The organism is Stutzerimonas sp. R40042 (genome assembly GCF_026642215.1).
Lineage (GTDB): Bacteria > Pseudomonadota > Gammaproteobacteria > Pseudomonadales > Pseudomonadaceae > Stutzerimonas > Stutzerimonas frequens.
The window spans coordinates 3,995,246-4,020,747 of sequence record NZ_CP113258.1; the positions used below are offsets into that span (position 1 = coordinate 3,995,246).

The window sequence follows — 25,502 nt, forward strand, 5'->3', positions numbered from 1 at the left end:
GCATCAGGTTCGACTGCCGAGCAGCCGTGGCAGCAGCAGGTGCTGGTACAGCCGCGGACACCAGCGCGCCAGCAGTCGCGCCTTCCAGTCCAGATTGGAGTGCACCAGCAGCGGGCGCCGACGCAGCGCGCCCTGGTAGATCGCCTCGGCGACATCCTGTGGCGAGGCGACCCGACCGATGTCCAGCACCGGCGACGGCGCGGTGGAGCCGTCGCCGACCAGCACGTTCTTGCGCAGGTCGGTGGCGGTGTAACCGGGGCAGACCAGCATCACATGCACCCCGGTATCGCTCAGCTCGCCACGCAGCGTCTCGAACAGCCCGTGCAGCGCGTGTTTGCTGGCGTTGTAGGCGGCGCGGTTGGGCACTGGGGCATACTGCGAAAGCGAGCTGAGCACGATGATCTGCCCGTCCCGGGCGATCAGGCTGGGCAGTGCCGCCTGGGTGCAATGCAGCGCGCCGTAGAAGTTCACCGCCATCACCCGCTGGAACACCGCCAGGCTGGTGCTCGCCACCGGGCTGCGATGGGTGATGCCGGCATTGTTGACCAGCACATCGATGCCGCCATAACGCTCGATCACCAGCGTCACCGCGCGCTGCACCGCCTCGGCATCGCTGACGTCGCAGCACAGCCCCAGCGCCTCGGCGTTGTGGTGATCGGCCAGATGCTGCACCAAGCCATCCAGCGCATCCTGATGCAGATCGAAGATCACCAGCCGCGCGCCGGCCTGGGCCATCCGCACCGCCAGGGCACGGCCGATTCCGGCACAGCCACCGGTGATCAGCACCAGTTTGCGGTTGAACACCTTGCGATCGAACACCTTGCGCTGCATATCTTTACTCCTCACCCGCGACATCGCGCCTTGCCTTGAGCATAGGTCGAGATAAGCAGACGTACCTCACGCCGCCGCAAGATGCCTCATGGACAACGACGCAACGCCTGCGCATGCTTGCCGGAACAGCGCAAGCCAGTGATCGATCCTTTGAAAGCATTCCTCCAATTGGGCATGGCCCTGCTCTGCAGCCTGTCTGCCGTGGCGATGGCAGATTCCGTTTCGCCACGAGTCCTCAATATCGGCTATTACGAATTCGCGCCTGCCATCTATACCGACGCCCACGGCACGGCACGCGGCGAGCTGGCCGAGCTGACCCGCCGCGTGGCGCGCCAGGCCGGCTATGAGGCGCGCTTCCGGCCGCTGCCCAGTGCGCGCCTGTATGCGGCACTGGAAAACGGCAGTATCGACGTCTGGCCAGGTGCCCGGGGCAAGCCTGAGCTCACCGCGCATACCCTGGAGGGGCGGCATACCCTCAGTCAGATCAACCTCAACCTGTACCACCGTGCGGGCACACCGGCGCCGCGCATTCCCGAGGACCTGGCTGGCAAGTCGCTGATCCTGATCGGCGGCTACAGCTACTGGCCGAACGTCAACACGATGCTCGAGAACCCGGCGTTCGATCTGCGCCTGCTGCGCACCAGCAACCACCTTTCGGCGCTGGAAATGCTGCGGCGCAAGCGTGGCGACTATCTGCTGGACTATCAGATTCCCGTGGAGCAGGCCCGGCAGCGGCTGCAGATGGAAGAGCTGCCCTACCTGCGCCTGACCCAGGTGCCGATCCACTTCATCGTTTCGCGCCATGCGCAAGACGCCGAAGCCATCGTCGAGGCACTGGATCAGGCCTACGAAACGCTGCGCCAGGCCGGCGAAGACCTCAGCTTGCCCTCCGACTGAGCCTCACTGCCCGCGGGGCTTGGCCCGGGCGGTGGGCTCGGCGATCAGCGGATCGTCCGGCCAGTAATGCTTGGGATAGCGCCCCTTCAGATCCTTCTTCACCTCGGCATAGGTATTGGCCCAGAAGCTCGCCAGGTCCTGGGTGACCTGTACCGGCCGGCGCGCCGGCGACAGCAGGTGCAGCTTGACGACCTGCCGGCCGCCGGCGATACGCGGGGTATCGGCCAGGCCGAACAGCTCCTGCAGACGCACCGCCAGCACCGGCGGCTGCTCGCTGTAGTCCAGCCGAATGCGCGAGCCGGAGGGCACCGTCACGGCCACCGGTGCCTGCTCCTCCAGGCGCTGCGGCAGCGGCCAGGGCAGCAGGGTGGCGAGCATCGCGGCGAGATCGAGCTGGGCGAAGTGCGCCAGCCGGGTGACCTTGCCCAGATAAGGCAGCAGCCAGTCCTCCAGGCGTGCCAGCAGTGCGGTGTCGCTGACATCCGGCCAGTCGCTGGTGCCGCCCGCATCCAGATCGAGCTGGCGCAGCAGGCCGATACGCGCCTGCCACTGGCGCAGCTCCGGCGTCCAGGCCAGCAGTTCCAGCCCCTTGCGCCGCACCAGCGCGAGCAGCGCCTTGCCGCGTTCCGCTTCATCCAGCGTTGGCAGCGGTTCGCGACTGAGCACCAGCTCGCCGACCCGCCGCTGCCGCTCGGCACGCAGCACGCCCTCGCGCTCGCCCCACTCCAGCTCGTCGCGCACGACGACCTGCTCGGCCAGCGCCCCCTCGAACAATGCCGCGTCCAGCGCCACGGCGCGATAGATGCGCTCCTCGCGCTGGCCCTGATGACTGCCCAGCTCGGCGATCACCAGCCACGGCTCCTTCATCAACTGGTCCGGCTCGCCGAACTGCGCCGCGCGGCCGTTGGCCAGCCGATAGCCACCGCCGCCCTCGCGGCGCTGTCGGGCCACCCGGTCCGGATAGGCGAAGGCCAGCAGTGCGGCCAGGGCGTGTTGCTCATCGAATTGAGCAGCCGGCGCCGCCGCGGCACCGCGCAGCAAGCTGCGAAACTGCCGGGCCATTTGCCGGACGCGCTGTACCCCAGCACCACGACCATCCTGCAACTGATGCAGGCGCAGGGCGAGATCGGCTCCGCCGCCGCGCTGCCCGCCGGGTTGAATGTCACGCTCGACCAGCAGCGCCGCGACGTCGGCAGCCAACGCAGCCACGCCCAACGCCTGCCCGCGCAGCAGCATATGCGCCAGGCGCGGATGCGCCGGCAGCTCGGCCATCGCCTGACCGTGGCGGGTCAGCTGCCAGCCGCCATGCTCGCTGCGCTGCAGCGCACCGAGGCGCTCCAGCAGCGCCTGCGCCTGGCCGTAGGCCGCAATCGGCGGACGATCGAGCCAGGCCAACTCGTCGGGCTCGACGCCCCAACGCGCCAGCTGCAGCGCGACGCCGGCAAGATCCGCCTGGAGGATTTCTGCCTCACCGTAGGCCGCCAGCTGCCCGTGCTGCTCCTCAGACCACAGCCGGTAGCAGACACCCGGCTCCAGCCGCCCGGCCCGCCCCGCCCGTTGCGTGGCCGAGGCACGCGAGATGCGCCGGGTTTCCAGGCGGGTCATGCCACTGCCGGGATCGAAGCGCGGCACCCGCGCCAGCCCGGCGTCCACCACCACGCGCACGCCTTCGATGGTCAGGCTGGTCTCGGCGATATTGGTCGCCAGCACCACCTTGCGCAGGCCCGCCGGTGCCGGCTCGATCGCCGCGCGCTGCTGGGCCAGCTCCAGCTCGCCGTGCAGCGGGCAGAGCAGAATGTCGCCGCGCCCCTCCAGCTGTTCGGCCAGCGCCTCGTTCACCCGGCGGATCTCCGCCTGCCCGGGGAGAAACACCAGCACGCTGCCGTGCTCGTCCTGCAGCGCCTGCAGCACCGTCTGCACCACACGCGGTTCGATGCGCTCGCCCTGTGACAGCGGTCGGCCCCAGCGCTGCTCCACCGGGTGCATGCGGCCCTCGCTGCGCACCACCGGTGCATCGTCGAGCAACGCCGACAGGCGCTGGCCCTCCAGCGTCGCCGACATCAGCAGCAGCTTGAGCGGCTCGTCGCGCAGCAGCTGCCGCGCATTGAGCGTCAGCGCCAGGGCCAGATCGGCATCCAGGCTGCGCTCACGCATTTTGCCATTCGCATGGATTTATCATTAGATACCTAAACCCAGCAAATACGGGATCTTCCACCCCAAAGCAAGGACAAGAATTCGTTGACAATCATCAGCAGCACCCTGTTCTTACCCAACTATCCATTCCGAAAAATTTCGGAGCCCCTAGCCAAGGCCTTTCAAACCCACGCGTCGTCGGAGTTGATTAACGTTCCGCTGAAGCTGCTCGAGTGCTACCTCCAACTCATCGAGGCAGAACTCTCCTACGTCCATCTGTCGAGTCGAAGCTGCGAGCCGATCATCATCGGTTTTGTCGGTGCATTGCGATCAAGAACTTTGGCCGATAGCAAAGAGCCTGTTCGGATTCGCTGGGCTCGACGTTTCGTAGAAACACTTACAAGTCTGCGCGACGAAATTCCAGGCATGCCCAATTTCGACTATTTGATGGCCGACCTCGAAGAAGGGAAAGAACTCTGGGATTCCCAGCAGAAAAAATTGAACCCATTGGCCTTGCGCTATTGGAACGGATGGCAAGTCGACTCCCTAAAAGGAGTACCAAGTTTTCTCGCGCTGGGAGAACTATGGCACTCCCATGGCCCTGAGTTTACAGAAGAGTACTACCGGACATGGAAGACTTTTTCGGCCAAGCAAGCAAGATGCAACACCACATTGTGCAACAAGCTGGCCAGCTATTTATCGAAGAACTCTTTGGAGTGGCCAACTACAACCTTCCAAAACCCAGAAAATATAAAATCATTCTTTTTGCACTTCATGAAGGAGCACTTCTTAACCGCATATAGAGAAAATCTAAATATACCAACCCAGATAAAAACGTGGAACAGGTTCATATCGAACTGCGAAGAGGCCTTTATACAATCAGGAGTTTGGGCAACCCCTTTTGGGGATGGACTACCACGGCCCATCCGCCCCAAACAACACAGAGCGCAAACAAGAGTGTCCGTGTCTGATGAGGGGGTGGAAATCCATGAAAAACTTATCACTAGAGTCCCTCTCGAAATAACTGATAACGAGGCAATAGAAATATTATTCAAAAGTATCCACAAAGACATCGAAACCGTAAAATCCTGGGCAACAGAACAAGCCAATGAACTTTACTCGAGAGTCCAACTTCGTATACTCGCAACCACACGGATAAACTCCTCGGAAATCAAACCTCGAAAAGGCTGGCAGCGTCGGAGTTACGATCACGAATCAATTTGCGCGATTTTTCAAAGCAACGGCTTTCCATCCTCGCGCATGGACTTCGAACACCAATACGGATACACCATATTATCTGCTGATGTCGCAAATATACTTGGACTTCCGGCTGCTGGCACTCTTTATCCCTACCAATGCTTACTGGTAGCAGAGCACAATGAGATCACAGAATCTTTCCTTAAGAATTTTCGTTTGTATGACGACAAAGGTAGAAGATCCGGCTTTGTGAAAACCGACACCGGGTATCAGTTGGTCGGCTTCAAGGATAGAAGAGGTGGAAAGCTAAGCGAGCAGAAAATACAACTAAACGCGAACTCAACAAAGCGAATCTTCGAAGTAATAAAGATCACAGCACCGTTAAGAAAATATCTCAAGGGAATTGGCGACAGCCGATGGAAGGAGTTATTCCTGACCTGCGGGAAGGGTTTCGGTCACCCGCGGAGCGCTGTAATTCCGACTTGGAACAAAGCGCTATTCGATAAACACACACGGATTTTTGAACGACTTGCACAACAATTTTCAAATCATACTTCCTTGAGGGGTACTGAACTAAAAAATTTCTTATCTCGAGTCACCCTTTCTAGTCTTCGAGCCTCATGTGGGGTAGAGGTATATTTAAAAACCCAAAGCGTCGAAGCCATGTCCAAAGCGCTCGGCCACGCAAACCACGACTGCCTGCAACTTTCTCACTACCTGCCCGAGTCAATACTAGCCTTCTTCCAAGCCCGCTGGATAAGAATTTTTCAGCGCGGCTTAATCTGTGACGCGATGAAAGATAGCAGCTTCCTCATAGAGGCCGCAGACTTCGAGACAATGGAAGAGTTAAATCTATTTCTTAAGAACCATGCACTAAAAGACATCCCTGACCACCTGGTCAACCCGGAGAACACTCAAACAACTGAACCCTATTCAGCGAATCAGTACTCAGAGGTCTACATCTCAGTGGATCCAGGGATAATGACCGCCCTCGTATCATTAGAGAAAGCAGTGGCTACAGCGGAACGACCCGAAGAAGTGACAGGAGTAGCACGATACTGGGCAGATCTAACGAAGGCCGTTGTTGCCGAGATCAGAAGGGATAATGACGCACTACTGAAAGACCACCTTTATGTCGCCGAGCAGAGGTGTAACCCCCGCAGAATGGAGAAGTTGATATATGAATGTTGAATTACCAGCAGAGCTAGACTTCCTAAAAGCGTTCTACACCGACCCTAGGACAGAATACAAAAAATCAAGTTGGTTGCTGAGTGATTTCGACTTGCACATATGGAAATATGATTTCAATTTTGCGACCCCCAACACGATCAACTGGGACATTACATTAGACGACGAAACTTCTCTGCTTGCCCAAAAAAACAAGCCATTACTAGACGGGCTAAAGTATTTTTTAACAACATCTACACGTTCTGTTCGAGGATCGGCGATCGAATTAGGTTCACTAGCCGCACAGATGACGATGTTTAACAGGGCCATTCACGTTGCCGATTACATTCTTCTGAATGCAAAAGAATATCAGCTATCCAGATTCGGATTGGCTGGAATCAACAGCCATCACATGAAGAGAATGCTAGACGTCTTCTCAAGCGTCAACGGTTCGGAAGAGTCGGTTTACGAGTGGACCAAGACTATCAGCAAATTTTGTTTAAGCTTAATAAACACTTCCAGTTCTATCGAACTCGATAGCATTCTAGATCAATATCCACGAATGCGCATTGTGACTGACGAACAACTAGATGAGCATCACCTGGAAATACCTTTTGATTTAATACCTTATGCAAGAGCTGCCTTGCATTTGCATGGATATTATAAAAAAAGATCAACTGCTGGAGTCCGCACCCCTAACACCTTGCAGCTAGCGAAATCGCTTTATGCCAACACACTGAAAGGCGGGCATCTAAAACTAAAAACATTAAGCTCATTAGAATTCTATACTGATAATGAGAGAGAAATAATATCGAGAGAGTATCCCGGTTCATCGGTCAGGACAGGTGACCATGAAGCAATGACATCCGGTCCATTTCGCGCCTACAGATTTTTAACATACAACCTTGGAATTCTTCATGAAATTGGGCTTCCAGCTCCCGAAGTATCAGAGCTGAAGCAGATACTTGATTATGAACCATCACTCTCTGAAGCTGCTCGGTTTCGGACGCTGCCGTACCCAATAGTGAGAGACGCCTTCAGAAAATCAATCGAGTACCATTTCAAGTATGGAGAACTTCTAATAGAAGGTTTCTGCCGCATGGCAGAGCATTGCAACCTCAATGGAATTGCCCCTACGCAACTTACCAATGGAGAGTTACAAGACATTATGCCCCCTGAGCTTATCGACATGGGAATTAGGAAGCTTGGGCTTGTATGTCAAACGGTGTCTATTAGGCACGGCGCACTGAGAAAGCAGTCAAATTACTTCATAGAACTCAGAAATAATGTGGGACTGATTGAGTGCTTACGCATCTATATTGGATGTGTCCAGATGGTAGTTGGAACAATCATGGCTCGCCGAATAGGAGAAATGCTCGATTTGCACTCGACTGACTGCCTAGATAAAAGCGAAAGATGGTTGATCTTCTTAAATAGAAAAAGCACATCCAACCTGTTCGGCATAAGACAACGCCAAGCACGCCCAATCGAACCCATTGCCGTAAAAATGATTAAAAACTTAATTTCCATGCAGCAGAGACTTTTAAAAAGCGGATTCATAACTGAAATGACTAGCCTCTTTGCCCCCCCCGGACTCCTCGGAAATGCCGGGCTTAGTCAGCAAACAATGTATGCCTACAATAGAAACCTAGACTTGTTGTGCGATTATTTCGAACTACCACTAAATTCAAAAGGAGAAAGGTACTATATCCGACAACATCAACTTCGACGCTTTTTCTCCATGGTATTCTTCCACTCGAGCAGTTTTGGAGGACTGGAGACACTGCAGTGGATGCTCGGGCACACCGACATGCAGCATGTTTGGAATTACATTACTGAGTCCACTGATGGTGCAGTTTTGCGTAGCGCTAAGGCTCAGTTCATAGCAGAAAGCTTGCATAATGGCGATATCACTGCTTACGAAGATCTAGCCGAAATACTAAAAATTCGTTACAACACAGATAATTTTGCTCTAGTAGACACTGCTGAACTTGAAGACGCAATCACCGACATGATAAAGACAGGGAAAGTCCAGATTGAGCCAGAGTTTTTCACAGACGAAACCGGCCAACATATGCGCGTGGTAGTAAAAATTCAGAGCACAGACTAAATGAAAAAAATCTCCGACCTAGAGCCACATGCTAGCGCCACATTAATAACCAGTGAACTTTTAAAGCTAATCTACCGTAATCCTGACTATTTTTCCAAAAACGAGAACATTCTAAAGGCTCTCAGAAGCCAAGGAGCGCTAGCCAAGCTCGAATTCAATTTCGAGGACTCAGGGGCTATAAAGTCAAAATCCCCAATGAGCATCAACACTTTAAAATCTCACGCCAACTTACAGTTCAAGGGAGGATTTAAGGAACTTGATACCCTCCGCCTAGCGGCATTGAGGGCCATTGAGAAGGTCAATGGCAGCAAAGAGGCCACTTCAACAAAACGCACTAAGTCCGGACTTTCGCGACTAGTAACTGAACTAGAGGAGAGACTTGATAAGCAGCGCTGCGCCAACATGGTCCTCCTCCAGGGATTAAGCCTGGCAATTAACGAGTTAAGAAATATACGTAGCAATCTAGATCCCGCTCTACTTGAAAAGCGGGCAAGCGATGCCGTTCAGGCACTTACTGCTCTACTGAGCCTCCCTCCAGAACAGCCACCCCCCCCCTCCCCTTCTTCCGGAGACGGGCGAGTTACGCGACTGGAGGAGTATCGCAAGTGACAAACCACCTTCGCCAACAACTATTTAAACCACTTAAAGAGCTAACACTCTTTAGCTACCATGCGCATGGAAGTACTATAACAAAAGATGGTTCTGGCCTGCCGTTTTGCTGTTGGCCTGATGGCACGCCCAATAACGTCGCAAATCTCTACATGCTCGCACTACGTGACCGCCCTGGCCGAGGTGGAAAAGGCCTATCAAGGCACGGCGGTAAAGGCGGAAGCATTGGGGAGTATGCATCCAAAATAAGCCCACTAGTTCGCTACTGCTTCAGATACCGAACTGACTTTATAGGACTGTCTGACCAACAGTTCTCAGACTTCATTGACGAATTAAGAAAGGAGCGATCTGTCAACGATCCCACTGTAAATAGGCGCACCGAAACTACACTCCTAGCAATTGGTAGGATCTGTCTAGATTTTTTGCAATTCGTAGGACGTCTTTATGGCGACGATGCATTTGTATCAGAGAATGGAACCATCCGCGCCGTAATGAAAACATTTACTATCACAACGCGCTCAGGAAGAACGATAAAGCGGAGTTATCTGCATCACCACTCTCTTCATGTATCTGGAACGCGCTACCACACGCGCGATCCGATCCCGAGCGAACATATAAAGCTTTTGCGAGATTCAGCAAACAAAATCCACCCATCGAGACACCTTCAACTTCGACGGAATCTGGTGATTTCCTTGCTTGAGCATACGGGCGCTCGACGCAGCGAGATAATTGAAATTACCGTTTCGGACATACGTAATGCCATGAACATGTCGTTCCCATTGCTACGTCTGCGAACCTTGAAACGTGGAACCTATTCCGAGCGTTTTATCCCGATTTCAAGAGTGGTACTAAGCGAAGCTAAGAAATATATTCAGTTTGCCCGCAGAATATCTCTTCGCAACTTCAAGGACACGGATCACGACAGACTCTTTGTTCAAGAAAAGACTGGTAAGCCGCTCGGTGCCTGCAGTATTACGAATGAAATGATTCAACTTAGAAGTCACGCCGGCATCGAAGAAAAAGTCTGTGCACACATGTTCCGCCATGCTTTCATCACCAATCTTTTCGTACTCCTAATCAAAAGACACAAGTTCAAGCAAAAGGACGACTTCAGAAGCGCCCTGCTTAATAGCAAAAAGTTTCTTTACGACGTCATGCTGTGGACTGGCCACAAAGATCCCCTCTCGGTAGAACGGTATATTCATCTTGCATTCGCCAAACTTGATGGATACGAAGACATCGTTTCATCTGCCCATATAATCAGGACTAACCGTATATATGACCAGGCCGAGGAGCTACTTCTGAACGCATTAAAAAATGGTATGCCAGTTGACGAGTACGTGCGTGAACTGGAGAAGCTAAAGCAACTTCGGCAAGAAGATCTCAAGAAAGAGACAAAGGAAGAGGAAGAGGAAGAGAATACGGAGTCAGTCAAAAGCTGGGAGCATTGGCATAACCACCTTTGAATGTTGCGATACAACTCGCTTCACTGCCGAAGCGTCCATAAAGCGCGTGTCTAATGACGACGACGTTTACCGGTCGTTCACTGGGGCGAAAGAGACAATCCGCTCCTGCCCGTGCAAGGTGGCATCCTGAATGCCCGACTCAATCCGTAGGGCTCTGTCCGGATAGATGTCCTTGAGGTTCGTCATCACCTGACCCTTGTCAAGGCTGAAGATCACTTGGCCGTTGTGATCAACCAGGAATGCATGGTCGATGCCGCCAAAGTCCACGACATCTATGATCCTCCACTAGGGTGTCAAGGGTGAACCGTCGCTTAAGTTCCGGAGCACACATTTACAAAGGGCCGAAATCTGCAAAAAACGGGCACGTCGACTCTACGAATGGCAATACGGTAAAACTCGCACGGCCCTAGTACGCCGGTTGACTGGCACACTCAACAGAGAGCCAACCTGCGTTGCTCTCGAGGCAACACTGGGTTCCGGTTCACACGCCCGCATTGAGCAACAGCCTACGATTTTCGCGGCTTAGCTCTAGCTGTAGCCTGGGCCACAAGCGGGTCCTCAGGCCAGTAATGCTTAGGGTACCTACCTCGTAAATCTTTCTTCACTTCCGCGTAGGTATTGCGCCAGAAACTCGCCAGGTCCTGGGTGACCTGCACCGGGCGCTGGGCCGGGGACAGCAGGTGCAGCTTGACGCCCTGACGGCCACCGGCGATGCGCGGAGTGTCGGCGAGGCCGAACAGCTCTTGGAGGCGCACCGCGAGAACCGGCATCTCGTCGCTGTAGTCGAGGCGGATGCGCGAGCCGGAGGGCACTTCCAGCGTACGCGGCGCCAGCTCGTCGAGGCGTTGCGGCAGCGGCCAGGGCAGCAGGCCATGGAGGATGCCGGCGAGGTCGAGGTTGGCGAAATGGCTGAGGCGGCTGACCTTGCCCAGCCAGGGCTGCAGCCACTCCTCCAGGCTGGCCAGAAGCGCCGCGTCGGAGAGGTCTGGCCATTCGCTGCTGCCCGTGTCGGCCAGGTCCAGTCGGCGCAGCAGCGCCACCCGCGCCTGCCACTGGCGCAGCTCCGCACTCCACGGCAGCAGCTCCAGCCCCTTGCGTCGCACCAGACCGAGCAGCGCACGCGAGCGGGCCTCGTCATCCAGTTCGGCAAGGGCTTCGCGGGCCAGCACCAACTCACCCACTTTCACCTGACGTTCGGCGCGCAGCACACCTTCGCGCTCTTCCCAGTCGAGCAGGTCCTGGCACCTTACCTGTTCGGCCAGAGGGCCGTCGAACAGTGCGGGATCAAGGTCGGCCGCGAGATAGATGCGCTCTTCACGCTGGCCCTGGCGGCTACCGAGATCGGCGATCACCAACCAGGGCTCCTTCATCAGCGCATCCGGCTCGCCAAAGGTGGCTGCACGGCCATTGGCCAGCCGATAATCGGCCCCTCCGGCACGACGTTGCTGGGCAATGCGGTCCGGGTAGGCGAACGCCAGCAGGCAGCCGAGCCAGCGCGGGTGATCCGGATCGGCCACCGGCTCGCTGGCCGGGCCACGCAGGTAGGAACGGAACTGCCGCGCCAGCTGGCGAGCACGCTGCACGCCGCCACGAGCGCCACGCGCTGCCTTGTCGTTACCGGCCAGCAAGGCGAGGCGGCTGTGCAGGTCGGCACCGCCACCACGCAGGATGTCGCGCTCGCCCAGTAGGGCGGCGAGGTCACAGGCCAGGCCGCCGAGTCCCAGGGCGTGGCCACGTAACAGCAGGTGGGCAATGCGCGGATGGGCGGGCAGTTCGGCCATGGCCTGGCCATGGCGGGTCAAGTTGCCATCGTCGGCCAGTGCGCCGAGGCGTTGCAGCAGGTCACGGCCCTGGGCGTAGGCAGCCGTGGGCGGCGGATCGAGCCAGGCCAGTTCATTGGGATCACCAATCCCCCAGCGCGCCAGTTGCAACGCCAGTCCGGCAAGGTCGGCCTGGAGGATTTCCGCGCTCCCGTGGGCGGCCAGTTGCTCATGCTGGGCCTCAGACCAGAGCCGGTAGCAGGCACCCGGCTGCAGACGGCCGGCACGGCCGGCACGCTGGGTCGCGGAGGAGCGGGAAATACGCTGGGTGTCCAGGCGAGTCATGCCACTGGCCGGGTCGAAGCGCGGTACACGCTCCAGGCCCGCGTCCACCACCACGCGCACGCCATCGATGGTCAGGCTGGTCTCGGCGATGTTGGTGGCCAGCACCACCTTGCGCTTGCCCGCCGGTGCCGGCTCGATGGCCGCGCGCTGGGCAGCGAGGTCCAGTTCACCGTGGAGCGGGCAGAGCAGGATCTCTGACCGGCCAGCGAGGCGCTCGGCCAACTGCTCGGCGACGCGGCGAATCTCCGCCTGGCCGGGGAGGAACACCAGCAGGCTGCCAGGTTCATCGGCCAGGGCCTGGAGCATGGTCTGTACCACCCGGGGTTCGAGCGCCTCGCCGATCTGACTCGGCCGCCCCCAACGCTGCTCCACCGGATACATGCGACCTTCGCTGCGTACCACAGGCGCCTCGTCCAGCAGGCGCGACAGGCGCTCGCCTTCCAGCGTGGCGGACATCAGCAGCACCTTCAGCGGCGGTTCGTCGCGCAACAACTCACGGCCGTTGAGACACAAGGCCAACGCCAGATCGGCATCGAGACTACGCAGATGATACTCATCAAATATGAGCAGCCCAACGCCATCTAGGGCAGGATCGTCTTGAAGCCGACGAGTAAGAATGCCTTCAGTCACTACTTCAATTCGAGTCTGTGGTCCGACCTTACTCTCCAAGCGAATTCGATAGCCGACTGTTTGCCCAACGCTTTCTCCCAGCTCGCTCGCCAGTCGCTCAGCTGCGGCTCTGGCAGCTAGTCGACGTGGTTCGAGCATGACAATAGTCTGGTCGGCCAGCCAAGGCTCTTCCAGCAGCGCTATTGGTACTCGCGTTGTTTTGCCTGCCCCCGGCGCTGCCTCAAGTACAACTTCATTACGTGCAGACAAGGCATCTCTTAAAGCGGGCAAAACAGATTCAATCGGCAACAAACTCATGATGGCTCCTAGCTGAGCCACCAATTATAGATACGAGGGAAGCTGTTACGGCACGGCGGTATGTCAATCACGCCCAGTGCACGGCTCCCTTCGGGCCGCTCAGAGATAAACGGGGCCTATTTAAACGGCATGATGGACATCAAGGCCACAGCCAGCATCTGCCCCTTGAACACCTGACGAGGGGGATCCTCTTGCCAGTGTTGCGCCCCGGCTCAGCTGGCTCCGTGATCCGAAAACATCGGATCATTTAACAGCCAGCTGACTAACACCGGATGTAGAGGTCCATGCTTGTCGGCCAATAGGGAAAGCTCTTGCTTGGATCGCTCTTCCACTCGACCAGCCAACCAGACGGCTTCTGCTGTCGGGTAATGCCGAAGTAGATTATTTGCTTGGTACCGTACGTTTTCAGGAAGGCTCGTGTCCCTAGCCAGCTCCTGTAGGAAGTCCCGTGTTTGAACAACGCTACGGGTGCGCTCATGGGCCATCGTCATGGTATTGCTCCTGAAATGTCCGCGGGGAGAGGCGGCTTCTCGTCACTCAACATGAGTCGTCAGCCTCTCCGCCTCACTTTTCGATCACTGCATTGAGCGCGCCAGAGCCATCCCATATGGGGTAAGGGAGCCCTTTCACCTTCTTATCCTCGACGAGGAAGGCCAGGCTATAGCGCGCGCGGGTAATCGCGACGTATAGCTTGTTTCGCGACTCCTCCGTCTTATCCTTGTCGAACACTTTGGCATTTCCGCCAATGAACTTCAGATGTTTATCTGACGGGATCACAAGCACTCGATCAAAGCCTAAGCCTTTGCAGGAACCGAACGTATAACAGATAAGGTTACCCGGTAGGTATCCAGTGCCGGTGGTGGACGACCAGCGCAGTACTTGAGGCTGAAACGCTGCCAAGTAATCGCTCACCTGAGATTGTTTCACTATGAAGGTGCCATGGTGATGCGATATTTCGTCTGGCACTTTCTCGACACCTGTTACCGTCTTGTCATACAGCCCCAGGTGGATCGTGTCGGAGAGGTCGCAGATTTCTTGTATGCACCTGCGATTCTTCGGCATCGAATGCTTTTCGAACTTCATTTTCCCGACGAAGTAATCGACCTTCTGTTGAGGCGTCTGCGGAGCCTTATGGCCGAACGTCGTTGTGTAGATTGTCTGTCGAAAGTCGCCCACACAACAGATCGAGTCGACCATGACCTTGTTGAGTGATTTGATCACGTCGTAGTCCCAACCGACCAAATCCTGCACTTCATCAAAATAGACCCTTTGATAAATCTCCTTCAACCGCTTGGCAGGGGCATTTTTGGATAGTTTCGCAATGAGGGTCGCAAGCTTTGCCAAAAACCCGGAGTACGCCTTTGTTTTGCAGGGCGTCAGGTAATGCAGTGGATTGATCGTGCCATCTTCCGATTTTTCAGCTCTGCCTTCAATGTAGTAGGTTGTACCCGATATTAAGTGAGGGTTGTTCTCAGTGAACGAGATAGTCGTGATCCGATCTGGAAATACCTCGCTCTGATAGGGACGCACCATATCTTCCAGGTAAAAAGAGAACAGCCCCTTGACGACGAAGTGCTCACTGCTAGCACCGTACAACTCAACAAAACGAGAGCGCAACTCTGCCTGATTATTGGTTGTATAGGTGACTACAAGCACACGTCCACCAGCCTTGATGGTCTCAATGGCTTCAGTAATGATCTTGTGCGTTTTCCCTGATCCGGCGCCTGCGACCCAGAGTTCGTTAGGCAAAATCGAGCACCTCGTCTAGAAAGGCTGGGTACTTGAAGTCCAGTGCGCCATCGAACAGTTTGACCGCAGAGTCGACCTTGCGAGCGCCTTTACCGTTGCCCTTTACGCTCTTGAACCAACGGATCAAATTTTCCCTTCGATCCTCCAGAGAGACCTCTGCGTTGTAGATATTGAAGGTTTCCGTCGACAAGACTTCCTTTGCGAAAGCGTCAAGGGTTTTAATGTCAACTGCGTTGGCATAAATCATCGCTGGCTCAAGCGAAAATTCGGCGTCGTTCATCGACGAGTACAGCTTGATGTTAGGAAACGCAGCGTATTCCAGACGTCCTTGTACAACGTTACCGTTATAGTCGCCGTCATTATCCCTGAGCACATGGATCTTGGTGCCGATCTCTTTACCGACTTCGATGAACGTCTTGAAACCTACACCGCGTACCACGATGATATCTATCCCGTCCTGCTCAGGCAGTCGGTTGTGTTTTCGTTGGTAGATTTTCTTGAGCACCAGTTCGTCCGACGGCCCCTCGACCAGGATGACCTTGCCCGACAGTGCCACCCGCAAGGTGTCGTAGCCAGGAAGACGCTTGAGGGTCTTCACCACTTTAGCGTCTAGCGTGTGCAGCCTTTTGTACCCTGACTGCACAAGGCAAATTTTGTCGATACTCAGCTTGTTCAACACATACGAGCTGTGGGTGGTCAGGAACAGCTGCTTGTCTCCTCGCTGGGTTTCGATGTAGTGCACAAGCTTGTTCAGATTGGTGTGAGATAGATGATTTTCGGGCTCTTCCATCATCACCAGATCGATGTCGTGGGATTTGTTCTGAATGGCCAGTTTAATCTGCACATTGCTCTGTTCACCCTTGCCGATGAGGTGAAAAGGCACATCATCGACCTCAAGCTGTAGGCCGGTCTGGATGGAGCCCGCAGGTAACGTACTTGCTGCAATGGTGAGCTTGCTATCGGTGATAAGGTGACCCGCATCAAGGCTGGCATTGACCGTCCTGACCTCCCCGGAGTTGTTAAACACCTGCAGGTTTTCACGATAATTGAGGGTCAGCTTGACGAGCTCTTCCTTCGCCAATGCGGTGTTGAGAATGCTCGAAATGTACTGGTTCTTCCCCATGGTTGGGTGGATACGTGTGGGGTCGATGTACAGCGCCTTAAACTTCTTAGCGATCGGTTTTATCGGATTCCAACCGAAATCGAGCCATTCCACCTTATAGAATTCGATCGGAATGCTGGTGATGTTCGGCTTGGTCAGCAGGTGGCTCTCGTATACGGCCTCCAGCGACGGGTCGAAACAGGCTTGTACCAAGACGCCCTGGGCGTCAGCCTTGAGGCTGTTGTTCGAGCCTCGGTACTCAGGCACACCGTCAATGTAGGCTTCGATGATAAGGCTGGGCAGGTGCTTGGAGCTCAAGTCAGAGGCGAGAAACCGCGTGACGGCATCCTGATTGAAAAGATCAGGGGAGAACTCGCCGTTGAAGGGCCGTCCACGATGATTGTAATTGAGCACAATTTCTAACGCTTCCAAGATTGTGCTTTTACCAGCATTGTTGTCGCCGACGAAAATATTGACGTCGTCGTTGAATTCTAGAAGTTCGTCGCGAAATTTTTTGAAGTTGATCAGCTTGATGGCTTTAACGTGCACTCTAAATCCCTCTAGGCATCGCTTGATAATGGCGTATTACCATGGCAAATGAACCGTACCTTGGGTGGTGTGTGCTGTCCATATGGCTATCAGCTGAAGACGAACGTCTAGAGCAGTTTTGAATCACCTCGAGTGCCGTGGTCACATCTAATGCCTGCTTTTGGCCCAGAGTGTGTAAAAACGCTTCGTCAAAATTGAAGTGCGCGCGTCTACGTGAAATCTGAAATTTTTCGGCACCTCAGCAGATGTGGATTTCGCCCAGATGCGCGATTTCCAGTCCGGTTTTGAGTACCTGTCGCGCTCGAAAACGTTTTTACACAGCCTCGGCCGATTGCAGCCGGTGACGACAGGCACCTGTCGGCCAAAAGCTGCCTGTCGTTGAGTGCAATTTTTGACTCATGGCTGCCAGCAACGGCAGCAGTTAAAATGCTCAGAGACGATCACTCAACGAGCAATAGACCTAGTTTGTTCGACCGAGCTAGATTAGTAAAAGCTCTTTCACTTTTTGCTTGATTTCAGCAGGGCTTTCTTCAAATCCGTATTTACCGGCATTATCTTTAGAAGAGTTATATCCCAAGAAATAACCATTGTATTGAAAGTAGTTAGTGTCAATTTTTCGCCTGCTTGGCTTGCCTTTTTCCAGCATATCCAGAAGCGTTTTTAAGTGTGAGCGTGTTAGCCAGAATTTTAGAAGTAATCCGCTCCCTAGCACTTCAGTGCCGATCATTGGAGCTGCTTGAAAGCCCAAGGCCTAGCTCAGGGCTAGTCGTCTACACCAGTTCCGCTATGTATGCTGAAGGGGGCCCAACCACTCTACCTGACCAGCAACCTCAAGCGCTTCGGCGAATTCAACCTCAAGCTAAACCGGCCACCGGAGCCCTGGATCAAGGACTCGGTGTTCCAACAAGCTGCCGGCTCGCTGCGGGTGATCAGACCTAGCCAGCTAGATACCGAGAAAACGCCATGATCAACATTCCTCCCGCATCCTTCCGCCTTACACCGTACGGCGAAGTGGACGCCGTGGCGTTGGAAAACCTGCGCGACAGCTTCGACACCTCTCAACTGCTCCGGCTGGTTGATCGCTTGGACGTCTGCTTGGTGGAACTGGGTGGAATCACCTCCATTCGCGACGAGCTACTGAGATTGCATGCGATGGCTCTGACGATAGTTGAGGGCATCGCTCTTACGGTGCCTGCCGAGAGTGCTTGTATCTGGACAGAAGCCCAATCTCTACAGATGGATCTTGAGGCACTGGTTTCTTGGGCGCGCTCCGCTCAGCTCATCATTGCGCCGCTGATCAATCTTGCTCCACAGCACGAGGCATGAGCGCTCTCGCCGATTTCGACGAGGCTCAACTGTTTCTGACCATGGCTGGAATCGCCCGTAAGTAGATCAATTCACCAATCAGTTCTACGAGTGTCTGAGTAATCACAGCCGCCGCGGCCAGCGCGCGAATGGACTCCGGGAGCGCTAGGGCCAGGGGAAGCACTACAAGCGAGTTGCGAGTGCCTGAGCTAAAGGCCACTGCCCGTGCGGCAGAAGCCTCCAAGCCAAATAGCCGGGAGCTGAGTACGCCGAGGGCCGGAGCGAGTAGTAGAAACGCTCCGTATACCGGAAGCAACGGCGCCAGGATGTCGAGTTGGTACACGACAGCCGCGATCTGCGAACCCACCACCACGATTAGAACCAGGGCCATTGCAGGCACTGGCAGCCAGGCCCAACCTGCGCTCCATGCGCGAAGCAGCAGAGATCGGCGTCCGCCAAATTCGGTGAGCACAGCCGCTACCAAGGGTAGGACGATCAGTAACAGGAAGGCTTCTGCGAAGGGCCACAGCTCGATCACTGTGCCGGCTTCGGGGCCAAGGATTAGCCGCAAGTAGAGGGGCAGCAGCAGAAGCTGGAGCAACAGCAGCAATGGCGTCGCCGCGAGCACCAGACGAGAGTCCCCTTTGCCCAGGTGGGTGAAGACCACCACGTAATCGATACAAGGCGTCAGCAGGACAAGCAGCGCGCCGACCAACAAGGCCTTGTTCGATGAGAGCGGCCACGTCACCAGCCACACCATCAATGGCACCAATAGGAAGTTGGCCAGCAACAAGGCACCGACGAAGCGGCGGTTGGCAAAAGCTTCTCGCAGCTCCAAAAAAGGAATCTGCAGAAACATGGCATACATCAGCACGGCAATCGCCGGTGTGATGGCCATGGCCGTCAGTCCGGTGAATTGCGCAGAGCTCAGGCCTGCAATGGCAGCGGCCACCACCGCCGCGAAATAAAATGCTATCTGGTGTTCTTCCAGCCAGTCCCGCGACATCTGATATCTTCCCTTGTTGCGCAAGGGCGACATTCTCCCACTGGCATCGGATTTAACCCAGCGTTGAGGCTGGTTGCTTTTCGCTTTGCCGTTGGGCGAAGTCCGCAACGGTCCTAACAAGTCCTGCCGATAAGAGGATGCATGATGTTTCGAAATAACTGGATGGCGGGTCTGAGGCAAGTGCTCGCCATCGCCAGGAGTTAACCGCAATGAATCCTCAACCTTCAGGCATGCCCTGGAACCTGCTGCTGCTAACCTGGCTGGTCGCACTGGTATCGACCCTGTCCGCGCTGTTCATTGGTGAGGTGATGGGCCAGGCACCCTGCGTGTTGTGCTGGTTCCAGCGTGCCTTCATGTTTCCGCTGGCGGTGATCCTGGCCATCGCCTGCTACCGCTCGGATTTCACCGTCTGGCACTATGCCCTGCCGCTGACCGCTATCGGTGCGGCACTGGCATTTGTTCACACGCTGCTCTATGCAGGGCTGATTCCACAGCCGATCCAGCCCTGCACGGCCACTGGTCCATCCTGCTCAGGCGCCGGAATGACCCTCTTCGGCGTGGTGCCCCTGCCGGCACTCGCCTTGTTCGCTTTTATCCTTATCGCCATCCTGCTCATAATCATCCGTCGGAGAACCACCCCATGAATCGCCGTTCCGTGGTCCTGATCGTCAGTGTCGTGATCCTGGCCGTCTTTGCTGCCGCCGCATTCTTCTATTCCCCCTCGCAATCGCCTCAACAGGCCCAGGCTCCCGGTTCGACAGCCCAAGAGACCGCGACACAACCCAAACAGAACGGCGGCCAGTTGGTTCGCTTCCACTCACCAGTGTTCGGCCCGGCGCAAGCGCCAGTGACCATCGTCGAATTCTTTGACCCTTCCTGCGAGGCATGCCGCGCCTTCCACCCCTATGTGAAGCAGATCCTCGCCGAGAACCCGGAAGACGTGCGTTTGGTGCTGCGCTATGTACTGTTCCATCAAGGCTCCGAAGAGGTGGCGCGAATGCTGGAGGCGGCGCGTAAGCAAAATCTCCATGAACAAGTGTTGGGGGCTGTGCTGGAAGCCCAACCCGGTTGGCACGACGACCCCAAGGTAACGCAGGCATGGGCTGCTGCAGAGCGCGTCGGTTTGAACTTGGAACAGGCCCGCCAGGACATGCATACGCCTGGCGTCAACGCCGTGCTGGAAACGGACATGCAGGACGTTAAAGCCGTTGGGGTTCGTGGCACGCCGACTTTTTTTGTCAATGGTCGTGCGCTCAGCGAGTTTGGCCCGGAGCCGCTGCGCCAGTTGGTGAACAGCGAAGTGGCCAAGGCACGAGAATGACACTATGAGCGCGCTGGAAAACCGCGTGCCACCGCTGCTCGTGGCCGGCCTGATCGCTGTGCTGATGGGTTTGTCGGGAACCAAATTGCCGGGTTTCGAACTGGCATGGACCGCGCGCCTGACCTTCGCTTTGCCAATACTGCTCCTGGGGCTCGGCGTGTGCCTCGCCGGCGTCCTGTCGTTTCGCCGCGCGCGTACTACGGTTAATCCATTGCAGCCGCAGCAGGCTTCTGCATTAGTGGAGGCTGGCATCTACCGGTACAGCCGCAACCCCATGTACTTAGGCTTTGCCATTATCCTGGCGGCTTGGGCGCTGGTCTTGGCCTCGCCTCTAACCCTGCTTGGCGTAGTTGCTTTCGTGCTGTACATGAACCGTTTCCAGATCCCAGCCGAAGAGTGGGCGCTGGAAACATTGTTCGGCGAATCATTTGCCCGCTACCGTGCACGAGTCCGCCGCTGGCTCTGAGCGTCCGCGGCGGTAGCGACTGGCGGGGCTTGCTCGTCGCGGCAGCCTGCCGAAGGTGCCACGACCTAGCCTGATCTCCTCGTGACGAGCTGCTTTGGCCACATGCCGCTAGCATGTCTCTGGTCGAAGACATAGCGCCAACGAGTGATGTCGCAAGTTCACTCCGTTGATATCGAGATAACTGTCTAGCAACAGCGTTGAGCGCAAAGCAGGCTTATGCTTCGCTGCGATGACTGTCGGCCTGCCTGGTGTCGATACAAACACTGCCGTCTAGCTCCATTTCAAGTGTCGAGTGGCTGACTTTGAATTGCTCATGAAGTACTCGTTTTAAATCAGTCTTTACTCGTTCAATATCGGGCAGGCTAGCCTTCTTGATGACAACATGTGCTTCCAGTGCGATTGTATGCTCAGCGATTTCCCATACGTGTACGTGGTGAACACTCACAACGTCGTTTACATGTTCCATGATATTGATTATGTCGGCGATGGAAACTCCTTCTGGCGCGCCCTCCATCAACAAGTGAATGGTTTTAGGTAGCATGCTAAAGCCCTGCCATAGCACGTAACCAGCAATCATCAGCGTCAGGACAGTATCTGTCCAATACCAGCCATACAGGAGGATCAATGTTCCGGCAATAATAACGCCGACGGAGGCCAACGCATCCGACACGTTGTGCAAGAATGCCGCCTTTATATTCATGCTATTCTTAGACATTGTGTAGGTGAGCAAGGCCGTAGCGATATCTACAATCAAGGCTATTCCCGCCACCACGACCACTGTCCATCCTTCAATGGGCTGTGGGGAAAAAAACCGACCTATAGCTTCGTAGATGAGGTAGAGACCAACGATAATCAGCGTGACCAAGTTAATCAAAGCCGCTATGGTTTCACTGCGTCGGTAGCCAAAGGTTTTAAAAGCATCTGGCGGTTTGCGGCCGATCTTACGTGCGATGAGCGCAATAACCAGTGATGCAGCATCGCTCAAGTTGTGTAGTGCATCCGCTATGAGCGATAAGCTCCCAGAAAGTATCCCGCCAACAACTTGTGCCAGAGTTAGTGCAGTATTAACGCCAATAGCTGCGATTAAACGCTTATCACCCATGGCTTCGGTGTTATGGTTATGTTCGTGAGCCATATTTTTACCGCTCCTTAAAAACTAGCGTAAGAAAAATAGGGGAGCCAAACGACCGCCCATAAGAGATAATAAAAATACTAGCGCCTATACCATCTGGCCCTCCAAGCCACACTGACAGAAAATGCGACCACCCTCGAGCGAGTTCGTGCGTTATCGTCTTTAACTCGCCGACAACAGGTCGATCTCTCTCAAACGATAAACGACGTTGCTCGCTAATGATATGGATTATGCGGTGCCATGATCTGAAGATGACAAAAATGTAATCTTCCAATCAATTTTGTCGTAGGCTCAAGCCCCTTGCAGATTGGTGCGCCTTGTTGCTGCAATGACGAAGCAAGGCGCTCATGTCACTCCACAATGGAAGCATTACATTTCAATAATGTAATGCTTGGCTCATGCTGCTGTTAGCTTCAGTCAGGCAAAATTCATTCGAACCTGTAGAGCTCACCGAGAAAGCTCAGCAAGCCACCTTTGAATTTAGCGAGGACTGCCCTATGAATCTGTTGAAAGCTATTGTTGTTGGTTTGGTAATTTTCGGCTCCGCATCGTCTTATGCAGGAGATGGATACGACCGTTCAATGAAATTTAATGAAAAATTCCGAGCAGATCAAAAGCGAATTCACGGAACCGAATCCGCCGAAAAAAAAGCAAACGAGTTGAAGGTTAATGATATTCGCCAAGATCAGAACAACACGGAAATTAAGAAAGAAACCAAAGCTGACTAACCGCTTAATATCTGAACGATATCCGCCGCCGGCAGCTTCCAAGCACCGTTGGAAGCAGTTGTACTCTAAGCGCCCTTCGGGGCGCTTTTTTGTGTCCATCACTTGCCCGCAACATCGCTACCAGCGAATCGCCCCGGCCTTTATAGGCCGTTTCGTTAAGTCAGGCCGCTATCGCCTGATCTGTCTGTTATTAGCGTTCGCAAGAGCATATCCGATTGAGCTGAACAGACGCTGGTGGCGTACAACGCATCCACGTCAGGGTCGCCATCTCAACGGCCTCGCGGTTCGTCCATGATTGAAGGTGTCAGCTCGGCCTTGTAAAGCCCGCTGATCGTTCCAGCCAGGGCGTTTTCGTAGCTATCGCCCGTGCTGCCGCCCGGGGCAGGTCAGCCGCTGCTTGCATAATCTTTCGTCAGCTCACCGTGGGTGAAAGCCATCAGCCGAGGAGGCGTATGTAGCGCGGAGTCATACGCACTAAGCGCTGAGCACCCTTTCTATTCACCGTTTAGATGCATTAGACCTACGCTATAAAGGCTTTGCTGCCCGCTGCGCCGCCGCTGAATCTTAGCACTCCGAAACCAACACGCCCCGTTCTCGCGAGCTAGCAAGAACGGGGCGTTGTGTGCCGCCATCCAATCTCTAGCTTGTTCTGTCAGCGGCCAACGCGATTTCTTGCTCCTCCAATTCGTCTTCGCGCCGATGAGCCAGCTGGTAGAGCAACGGCAGTACCAATAGCGTTAGCACCGTTGAGGAGAGAATCCCCCCGATCACCACCGTCGCAAGGGGGCGCTGTACCTCTGCACCGGTACCCACATTCAAGGCCATCGGAACGAACCCGAGTGAAGCCACCAAGGCTGTCATCAATACCGGCCGTAGCCGGGTCAGAGCGCCCTCGCGGATCGCGGTGCCCAGAGGTAAACCTTGCTCCCGTAGGCTACGGATGAAGGAGATCATTACCAGGCCATTTAGAACGGCGACGCCCGACAGAGCAATAAAGCCAACTCCTGCTGAAATGGACAATGGGATATCTCTCAGCCACAGCGCAACAATGCCTCCGGTGAGCGCAAATGGAATCCCTGTAAACACCAACAAGCCGTCTTTGACATTGTTGAACATCATGAAAAGCAGAATGAACACCAGGAGCAGCGCCACAGGGACGACAATCTGCAGCCGCTTCGTTGCAGATTCAAGCTGCTCAAAGGTACCGCCCCAGTCGATCCAATAACCTGACGGGATATCTACCTGGGCCTGGATTTTCTGTTCTGCCTCAGATACGAATGATCCAATGTCCCGACCACGGACGTTTGCACTAACGACAATTCGCCGTTTCCCTTCCTCTCTACTGATCTGATTCGGACCGGGGGCCAAATCCAGAGTGGCCACCTCGCCGAGGGGGATATAACTTATGGCGCTGTTTAATTCCCTTGGAAGGGCAATTGGGAGCCTCTCAATTGCGGCGAGATCGCTTCGTATCTCGTCCGGTAAACGAACTACGATATCGAAACGCCGGTCTCCTTGAAACAAGGTGCCTACCTCTCGGCCCCCGATGGCTACTGCAACCGCTTGCTGTACAGTATCTAAACTCAGGCCGTATCGTGCGATTTGATCGCGATCGATATCAATCGTGAGCATAGGAAGGCCAGTCGTTTGCTCGACCGTAACCTCGGAGGCGCCTGGTACTTGTCCTAGCACCTCGGACACTTCCGCCGCCGTGCTGTTAAGAACCTCCATGTCATCACCATAGATTTTCACGGCTACAGCGGCACGAACACCGGAAATCAACTCGTTGAAACGCAGCTGAATAGGCTGGGAAAACTCGTAGTTATTGCCCGGTAACTCAGCGGCGGATGCTTGGACCTCGCTTAAGAGTTCGTCGCGCGACTTGCCTGGATCCGGCCACTGCTCTTGTGGCTTCAGCATGACGTACCCGTCAGAGATGTTTGGAGGCATGGCATCGGATGCCACCTCCGCAGTGCCTGTGCGCGCAAAAATCCGCTCGATCTCCGGAAACTCATCCATGAGCTTTCGCTCCAGCTGCTGCTGCATCTCGACAGACTGACTAAGGCTGGTAGCCGGTACACGAAGGGCTTGGATAGCGAAGTCCCCCTCGTTGAGGCTAGGCACGAATTCACTGCCCATACGTGCCCCTACGAGGCCGGAAAGTACAACTGCAACAACGGCAAAGGTGAGCACTACTGGCTTGTTGGACATCACCGCATCGAATGCAGGTGCGTAGGCCCGTTTAGCATTGCGGATTAGAAAGTTTTCCTTCTCTGTAACACGCTTGCCGATAAAGAGCGCAACGGCTGCCGGGACGAACGTCACCGAGAGAATCATCGCCCCGAATAGCGCTGTCACTACGGTAAACGCCATGGGCGTGAACATCTTACCTTCTACCCCTGTAAGGGCGAATATCGGCAGATATACGATCATAATGATCAGCTGCCCATAGAGTAGAGGCCGACGCACTTCCTTTGCCGCAGCGAACACTTCATGAAGCCGTTCGGACAGCGTTAATGCCCGCCCGTGATGGGACTGAGCGTGAGCAAGTCGACGCACGCAGTTCTCAACAATCACCACGGCACCATCGATAATGATGCCGAAATCCAATGCGCCTAAGGAAGGTCTGAAGTAACCCTGTATTTCCGGTCGACTTCAGCCCTCGCTGCTTTTGAAAGCGGGCCGTCGATCAAAATCGACCA

The 25,502-nt window shown here is 55.2% G+C and carries 19 protein-coding genes and 4 pseudogenes; 11 read left to right on the forward strand and 12 right to left on the reverse strand.

From position 1 onward, the window contains the following. Positions 1 to 3: 3 nt before the first annotated feature. Complete coding sequence (locus OUY36_RS18860; protein WP_267935542.1) at positions 4 to 831, reverse strand: SDR family oxidoreductase; 828 nt, start codon at positions 829 to 831, stop codon at positions 4 to 6. An 81-nt stretch (positions 832 to 912) separates the two neighbouring features. Here OUY36_RS18860 and OUY36_RS18865 point away from each other — a divergent pair, with 81 nt between their 5' ends. Then, positions 913 to 1,728 carry a substrate-binding periplasmic protein gene (locus OUY36_RS18865; protein WP_267935544.1) on the forward strand — a complete coding sequence of 272 codons (816 nt, stop codon included), beginning with the start codon at positions 913 to 915 and terminating at the stop codon, positions 1,726 to 1,728. A 3-nt stretch (positions 1,729 to 1,731) separates the two neighbouring features. On the opposite strand, the pseudogene hrpB (OUY36_RS18870) reads toward OUY36_RS18865, so the two are convergent. Continuing rightward, positions 1,732 to 3,885 (reverse strand): annotated as a pseudogene (hrpB, locus tag OUY36_RS18870) (ATP-dependent helicase HrpB); the annotation flags it as partial. Positions 3,886 to 4,287: 402 nt separating this feature from the next. Between hrpB (OUY36_RS18870) and OUY36_RS18875 the strand changes: the two are divergent. Genes OUY36_RS18875 through OUY36_RS18890 form a run of 4 tightly spaced genes read left to right on the forward strand, consistent with a single transcriptional unit; the run spans position 4,288 to position 10,410 of the window. Then, a complete protein-coding gene (locus OUY36_RS18875; protein WP_138407004.1) occupies positions 4,288 to 6,249 on the forward strand; it encodes a hypothetical protein in 1,962 nt (653 codons plus the stop codon). Then, positions 6,239 to 8,335, forward strand: a complete 2,097-nt coding sequence (locus tag OUY36_RS18880; RefSeq protein ID WP_015275583.1) for a phage integrase — start codon at positions 6,239 to 6,241, stop codon at positions 8,333 to 8,335. The genes OUY36_RS18875 and OUY36_RS18880 overlap by 11 nt, the downstream gene beginning before the upstream one ends. Further along, positions 8,336 to 8,944, forward strand: coding sequence for a hypothetical protein (locus OUY36_RS18885; RefSeq protein WP_015275582.1), 609 nt, complete (start codon positions 8,336 to 8,338; stop codon positions 8,942 to 8,944). It abuts the gene before it with no gap. After that, positions 8,941 to 10,410 (forward strand): tyrosine-type recombinase/integrase, encoded by a 1,470-nt coding sequence (locus OUY36_RS18890; protein ID WP_063613243.1) that lies wholly within the window; start codon positions 8,941 to 8,943, stop codon positions 10,408 to 10,410. The genes OUY36_RS18885 and OUY36_RS18890 overlap by 4 nt, the downstream gene beginning before the upstream one ends. Positions 10,411 to 10,488: 78 nt before the next feature. Here OUY36_RS18890 and OUY36_RS18895 read toward each other — a convergent pair. From OUY36_RS18895 to OUY36_RS18920, 6 genes and pseudogenes are all read right to left on the reverse strand, one after another. Continuing rightward, positions 10,489 to 10,692, reverse strand: a pseudogene (locus tag OUY36_RS18895) (chemotaxis protein); the annotation flags it as partial. Between the two features lie 224 nt (positions 10,693 to 10,916). Further along, entirely contained in the window at positions 10,917 to 13,442 is a 2,526-nt protein-coding gene (hrpB, locus tag OUY36_RS18900) for an ATP-dependent helicase HrpB (RefSeq protein ID WP_003292681.1), read from the reverse strand. Positions 13,443 to 13,654: 212 nt separating this feature from the next. Continuing rightward, positions 13,655 to 13,933 (reverse strand): BPSL0761 family protein, encoded by a 279-nt coding sequence (locus tag OUY36_RS18905; RefSeq protein ID WP_015275580.1) that lies wholly within the window; start codon positions 13,931 to 13,933, stop codon positions 13,655 to 13,657. A gap of 73 nt (positions 13,934 to 14,006) precedes the next feature. Next, positions 14,007 to 15,191 (reverse strand): UvrD-helicase domain-containing protein, encoded by a 1,185-nt coding sequence (locus OUY36_RS18910; RefSeq protein WP_003292679.1) that lies wholly within the window; start codon positions 15,189 to 15,191, stop codon positions 14,007 to 14,009. Continuing rightward, positions 15,184 to 16,842, reverse strand: coding sequence for an ATP-dependent nuclease (locus OUY36_RS18915; RefSeq protein WP_015275579.1), 1,659 nt, complete (start codon positions 16,840 to 16,842; stop codon positions 15,184 to 15,186). Before OUY36_RS18915 ends, OUY36_RS18910 begins: the two co-directional genes overlap by 8 nt. A 478-nt stretch (positions 16,843 to 17,320) precedes the next feature. Continuing rightward, positions 17,321 to 17,569 (reverse strand): hypothetical protein, encoded by a 249-nt coding sequence (locus OUY36_RS18920; RefSeq protein WP_101153433.1) that lies wholly within the window; start codon positions 17,567 to 17,569, stop codon positions 17,321 to 17,323. A gap of 63 nt (positions 17,570 to 17,632) precedes the next feature. Between OUY36_RS18920 and OUY36_RS18925 the strand changes: the two genes are divergently transcribed. Next, positions 17,633 to 17,809: a hypothetical protein gene (locus OUY36_RS18925; protein ID WP_003292677.1), complete on the forward strand. Its 177-nt coding sequence runs from the start codon at positions 17,633 to 17,635 to the stop codon at positions 17,807 to 17,809. Next, positions 17,806 to 18,168, forward strand: coding sequence for a Tn3 family transposase post-transcriptional regulator TnpC (tnpC, locus tag OUY36_RS18930; protein WP_003292676.1), 363 nt, complete (start codon positions 17,806 to 17,808; stop codon positions 18,166 to 18,168). Before OUY36_RS18925 ends, tnpC begins: the two co-directional genes overlap by 4 nt. A gap of 25 nt (positions 18,169 to 18,193) precedes the next feature. On the opposite strand, the gene OUY36_RS18935 is transcribed toward tnpC, so the two are convergent. After that, positions 18,194 to 19,153 (reverse strand): arsenic resistance protein, encoded by a 960-nt coding sequence (locus OUY36_RS18935; RefSeq protein WP_003292675.1) that lies wholly within the window; start codon positions 19,151 to 19,153, stop codon positions 18,194 to 18,196. A 209-nt stretch (positions 19,154 to 19,362) separates the two neighbouring features. Between OUY36_RS18935 and OUY36_RS18940 the strand changes: the two genes are divergently transcribed. Genes OUY36_RS18940 through OUY36_RS18950 form a run of 3 tightly spaced genes read left to right on the forward strand, consistent with a single transcriptional unit; the run spans position 19,363 to position 20,940 of the window. Beyond that, positions 19,363 to 19,797, forward strand: a complete 435-nt coding sequence (locus OUY36_RS18940; RefSeq protein WP_003292674.1) for a disulfide bond formation protein B — start codon at positions 19,363 to 19,365, stop codon at positions 19,795 to 19,797. Further along, positions 19,794 to 20,474 carry a DsbA family protein gene (locus OUY36_RS18945; RefSeq protein ID WP_008569955.1) on the forward strand — a complete coding sequence of 227 codons (681 nt, stop codon included), beginning with the start codon at positions 19,794 to 19,796 and terminating at the stop codon, positions 20,472 to 20,474. The genes OUY36_RS18940 and OUY36_RS18945 overlap by 4 nt, the downstream gene beginning before the upstream one ends. 4 nt (positions 20,475 to 20,478) lie before the next feature. Further along, complete coding sequence (locus tag OUY36_RS18950) at positions 20,479 to 20,940, forward strand: methyltransferase family protein (protein WP_003292672.1); 462 nt, start codon at positions 20,479 to 20,481, stop codon at positions 20,938 to 20,940. A 214-nt stretch (positions 20,941 to 21,154) separates the two neighbouring features. Here OUY36_RS18950 and OUY36_RS18955 read toward each other — a convergent pair whose 3' ends face one another. Beyond that, positions 21,155 to 22,075: a cation diffusion facilitator family transporter gene (locus tag OUY36_RS18955; protein ID WP_003292671.1), complete on the reverse strand. Its 921-nt coding sequence runs from the start codon at positions 22,073 to 22,075 to the stop codon at positions 21,155 to 21,157. Positions 22,076 to 22,470: 395 nt separating this feature from the next. On the opposite strand from OUY36_RS18955, the gene OUY36_RS18960 reads away from it, so the two are divergent. Beyond that, positions 22,471 to 22,800: a hypothetical protein gene (locus tag OUY36_RS18960; RefSeq protein WP_021210274.1), complete on the forward strand. Its 330-nt coding sequence runs from the start codon at positions 22,471 to 22,473 to the stop codon at positions 22,798 to 22,800. Between the two features lie 168 nt (positions 22,801 to 22,968). Here the strand turns inward: OUY36_RS18960 and OUY36_RS18965 are convergent. Further along, a pseudogene (locus tag OUY36_RS18965) lies at positions 22,969 to 23,174 on the reverse strand (IS3 family transposase); the annotation flags it as partial. 265 nt (positions 23,175 to 23,439) lie between these two features. After that, positions 23,440 to 25,422: pseudogene (locus OUY36_RS18970) on the reverse strand (efflux RND transporter permease subunit); the annotation flags it as partial. Between the last annotated feature and the right edge of the window lie 80 nt (positions 25,423 to 25,502).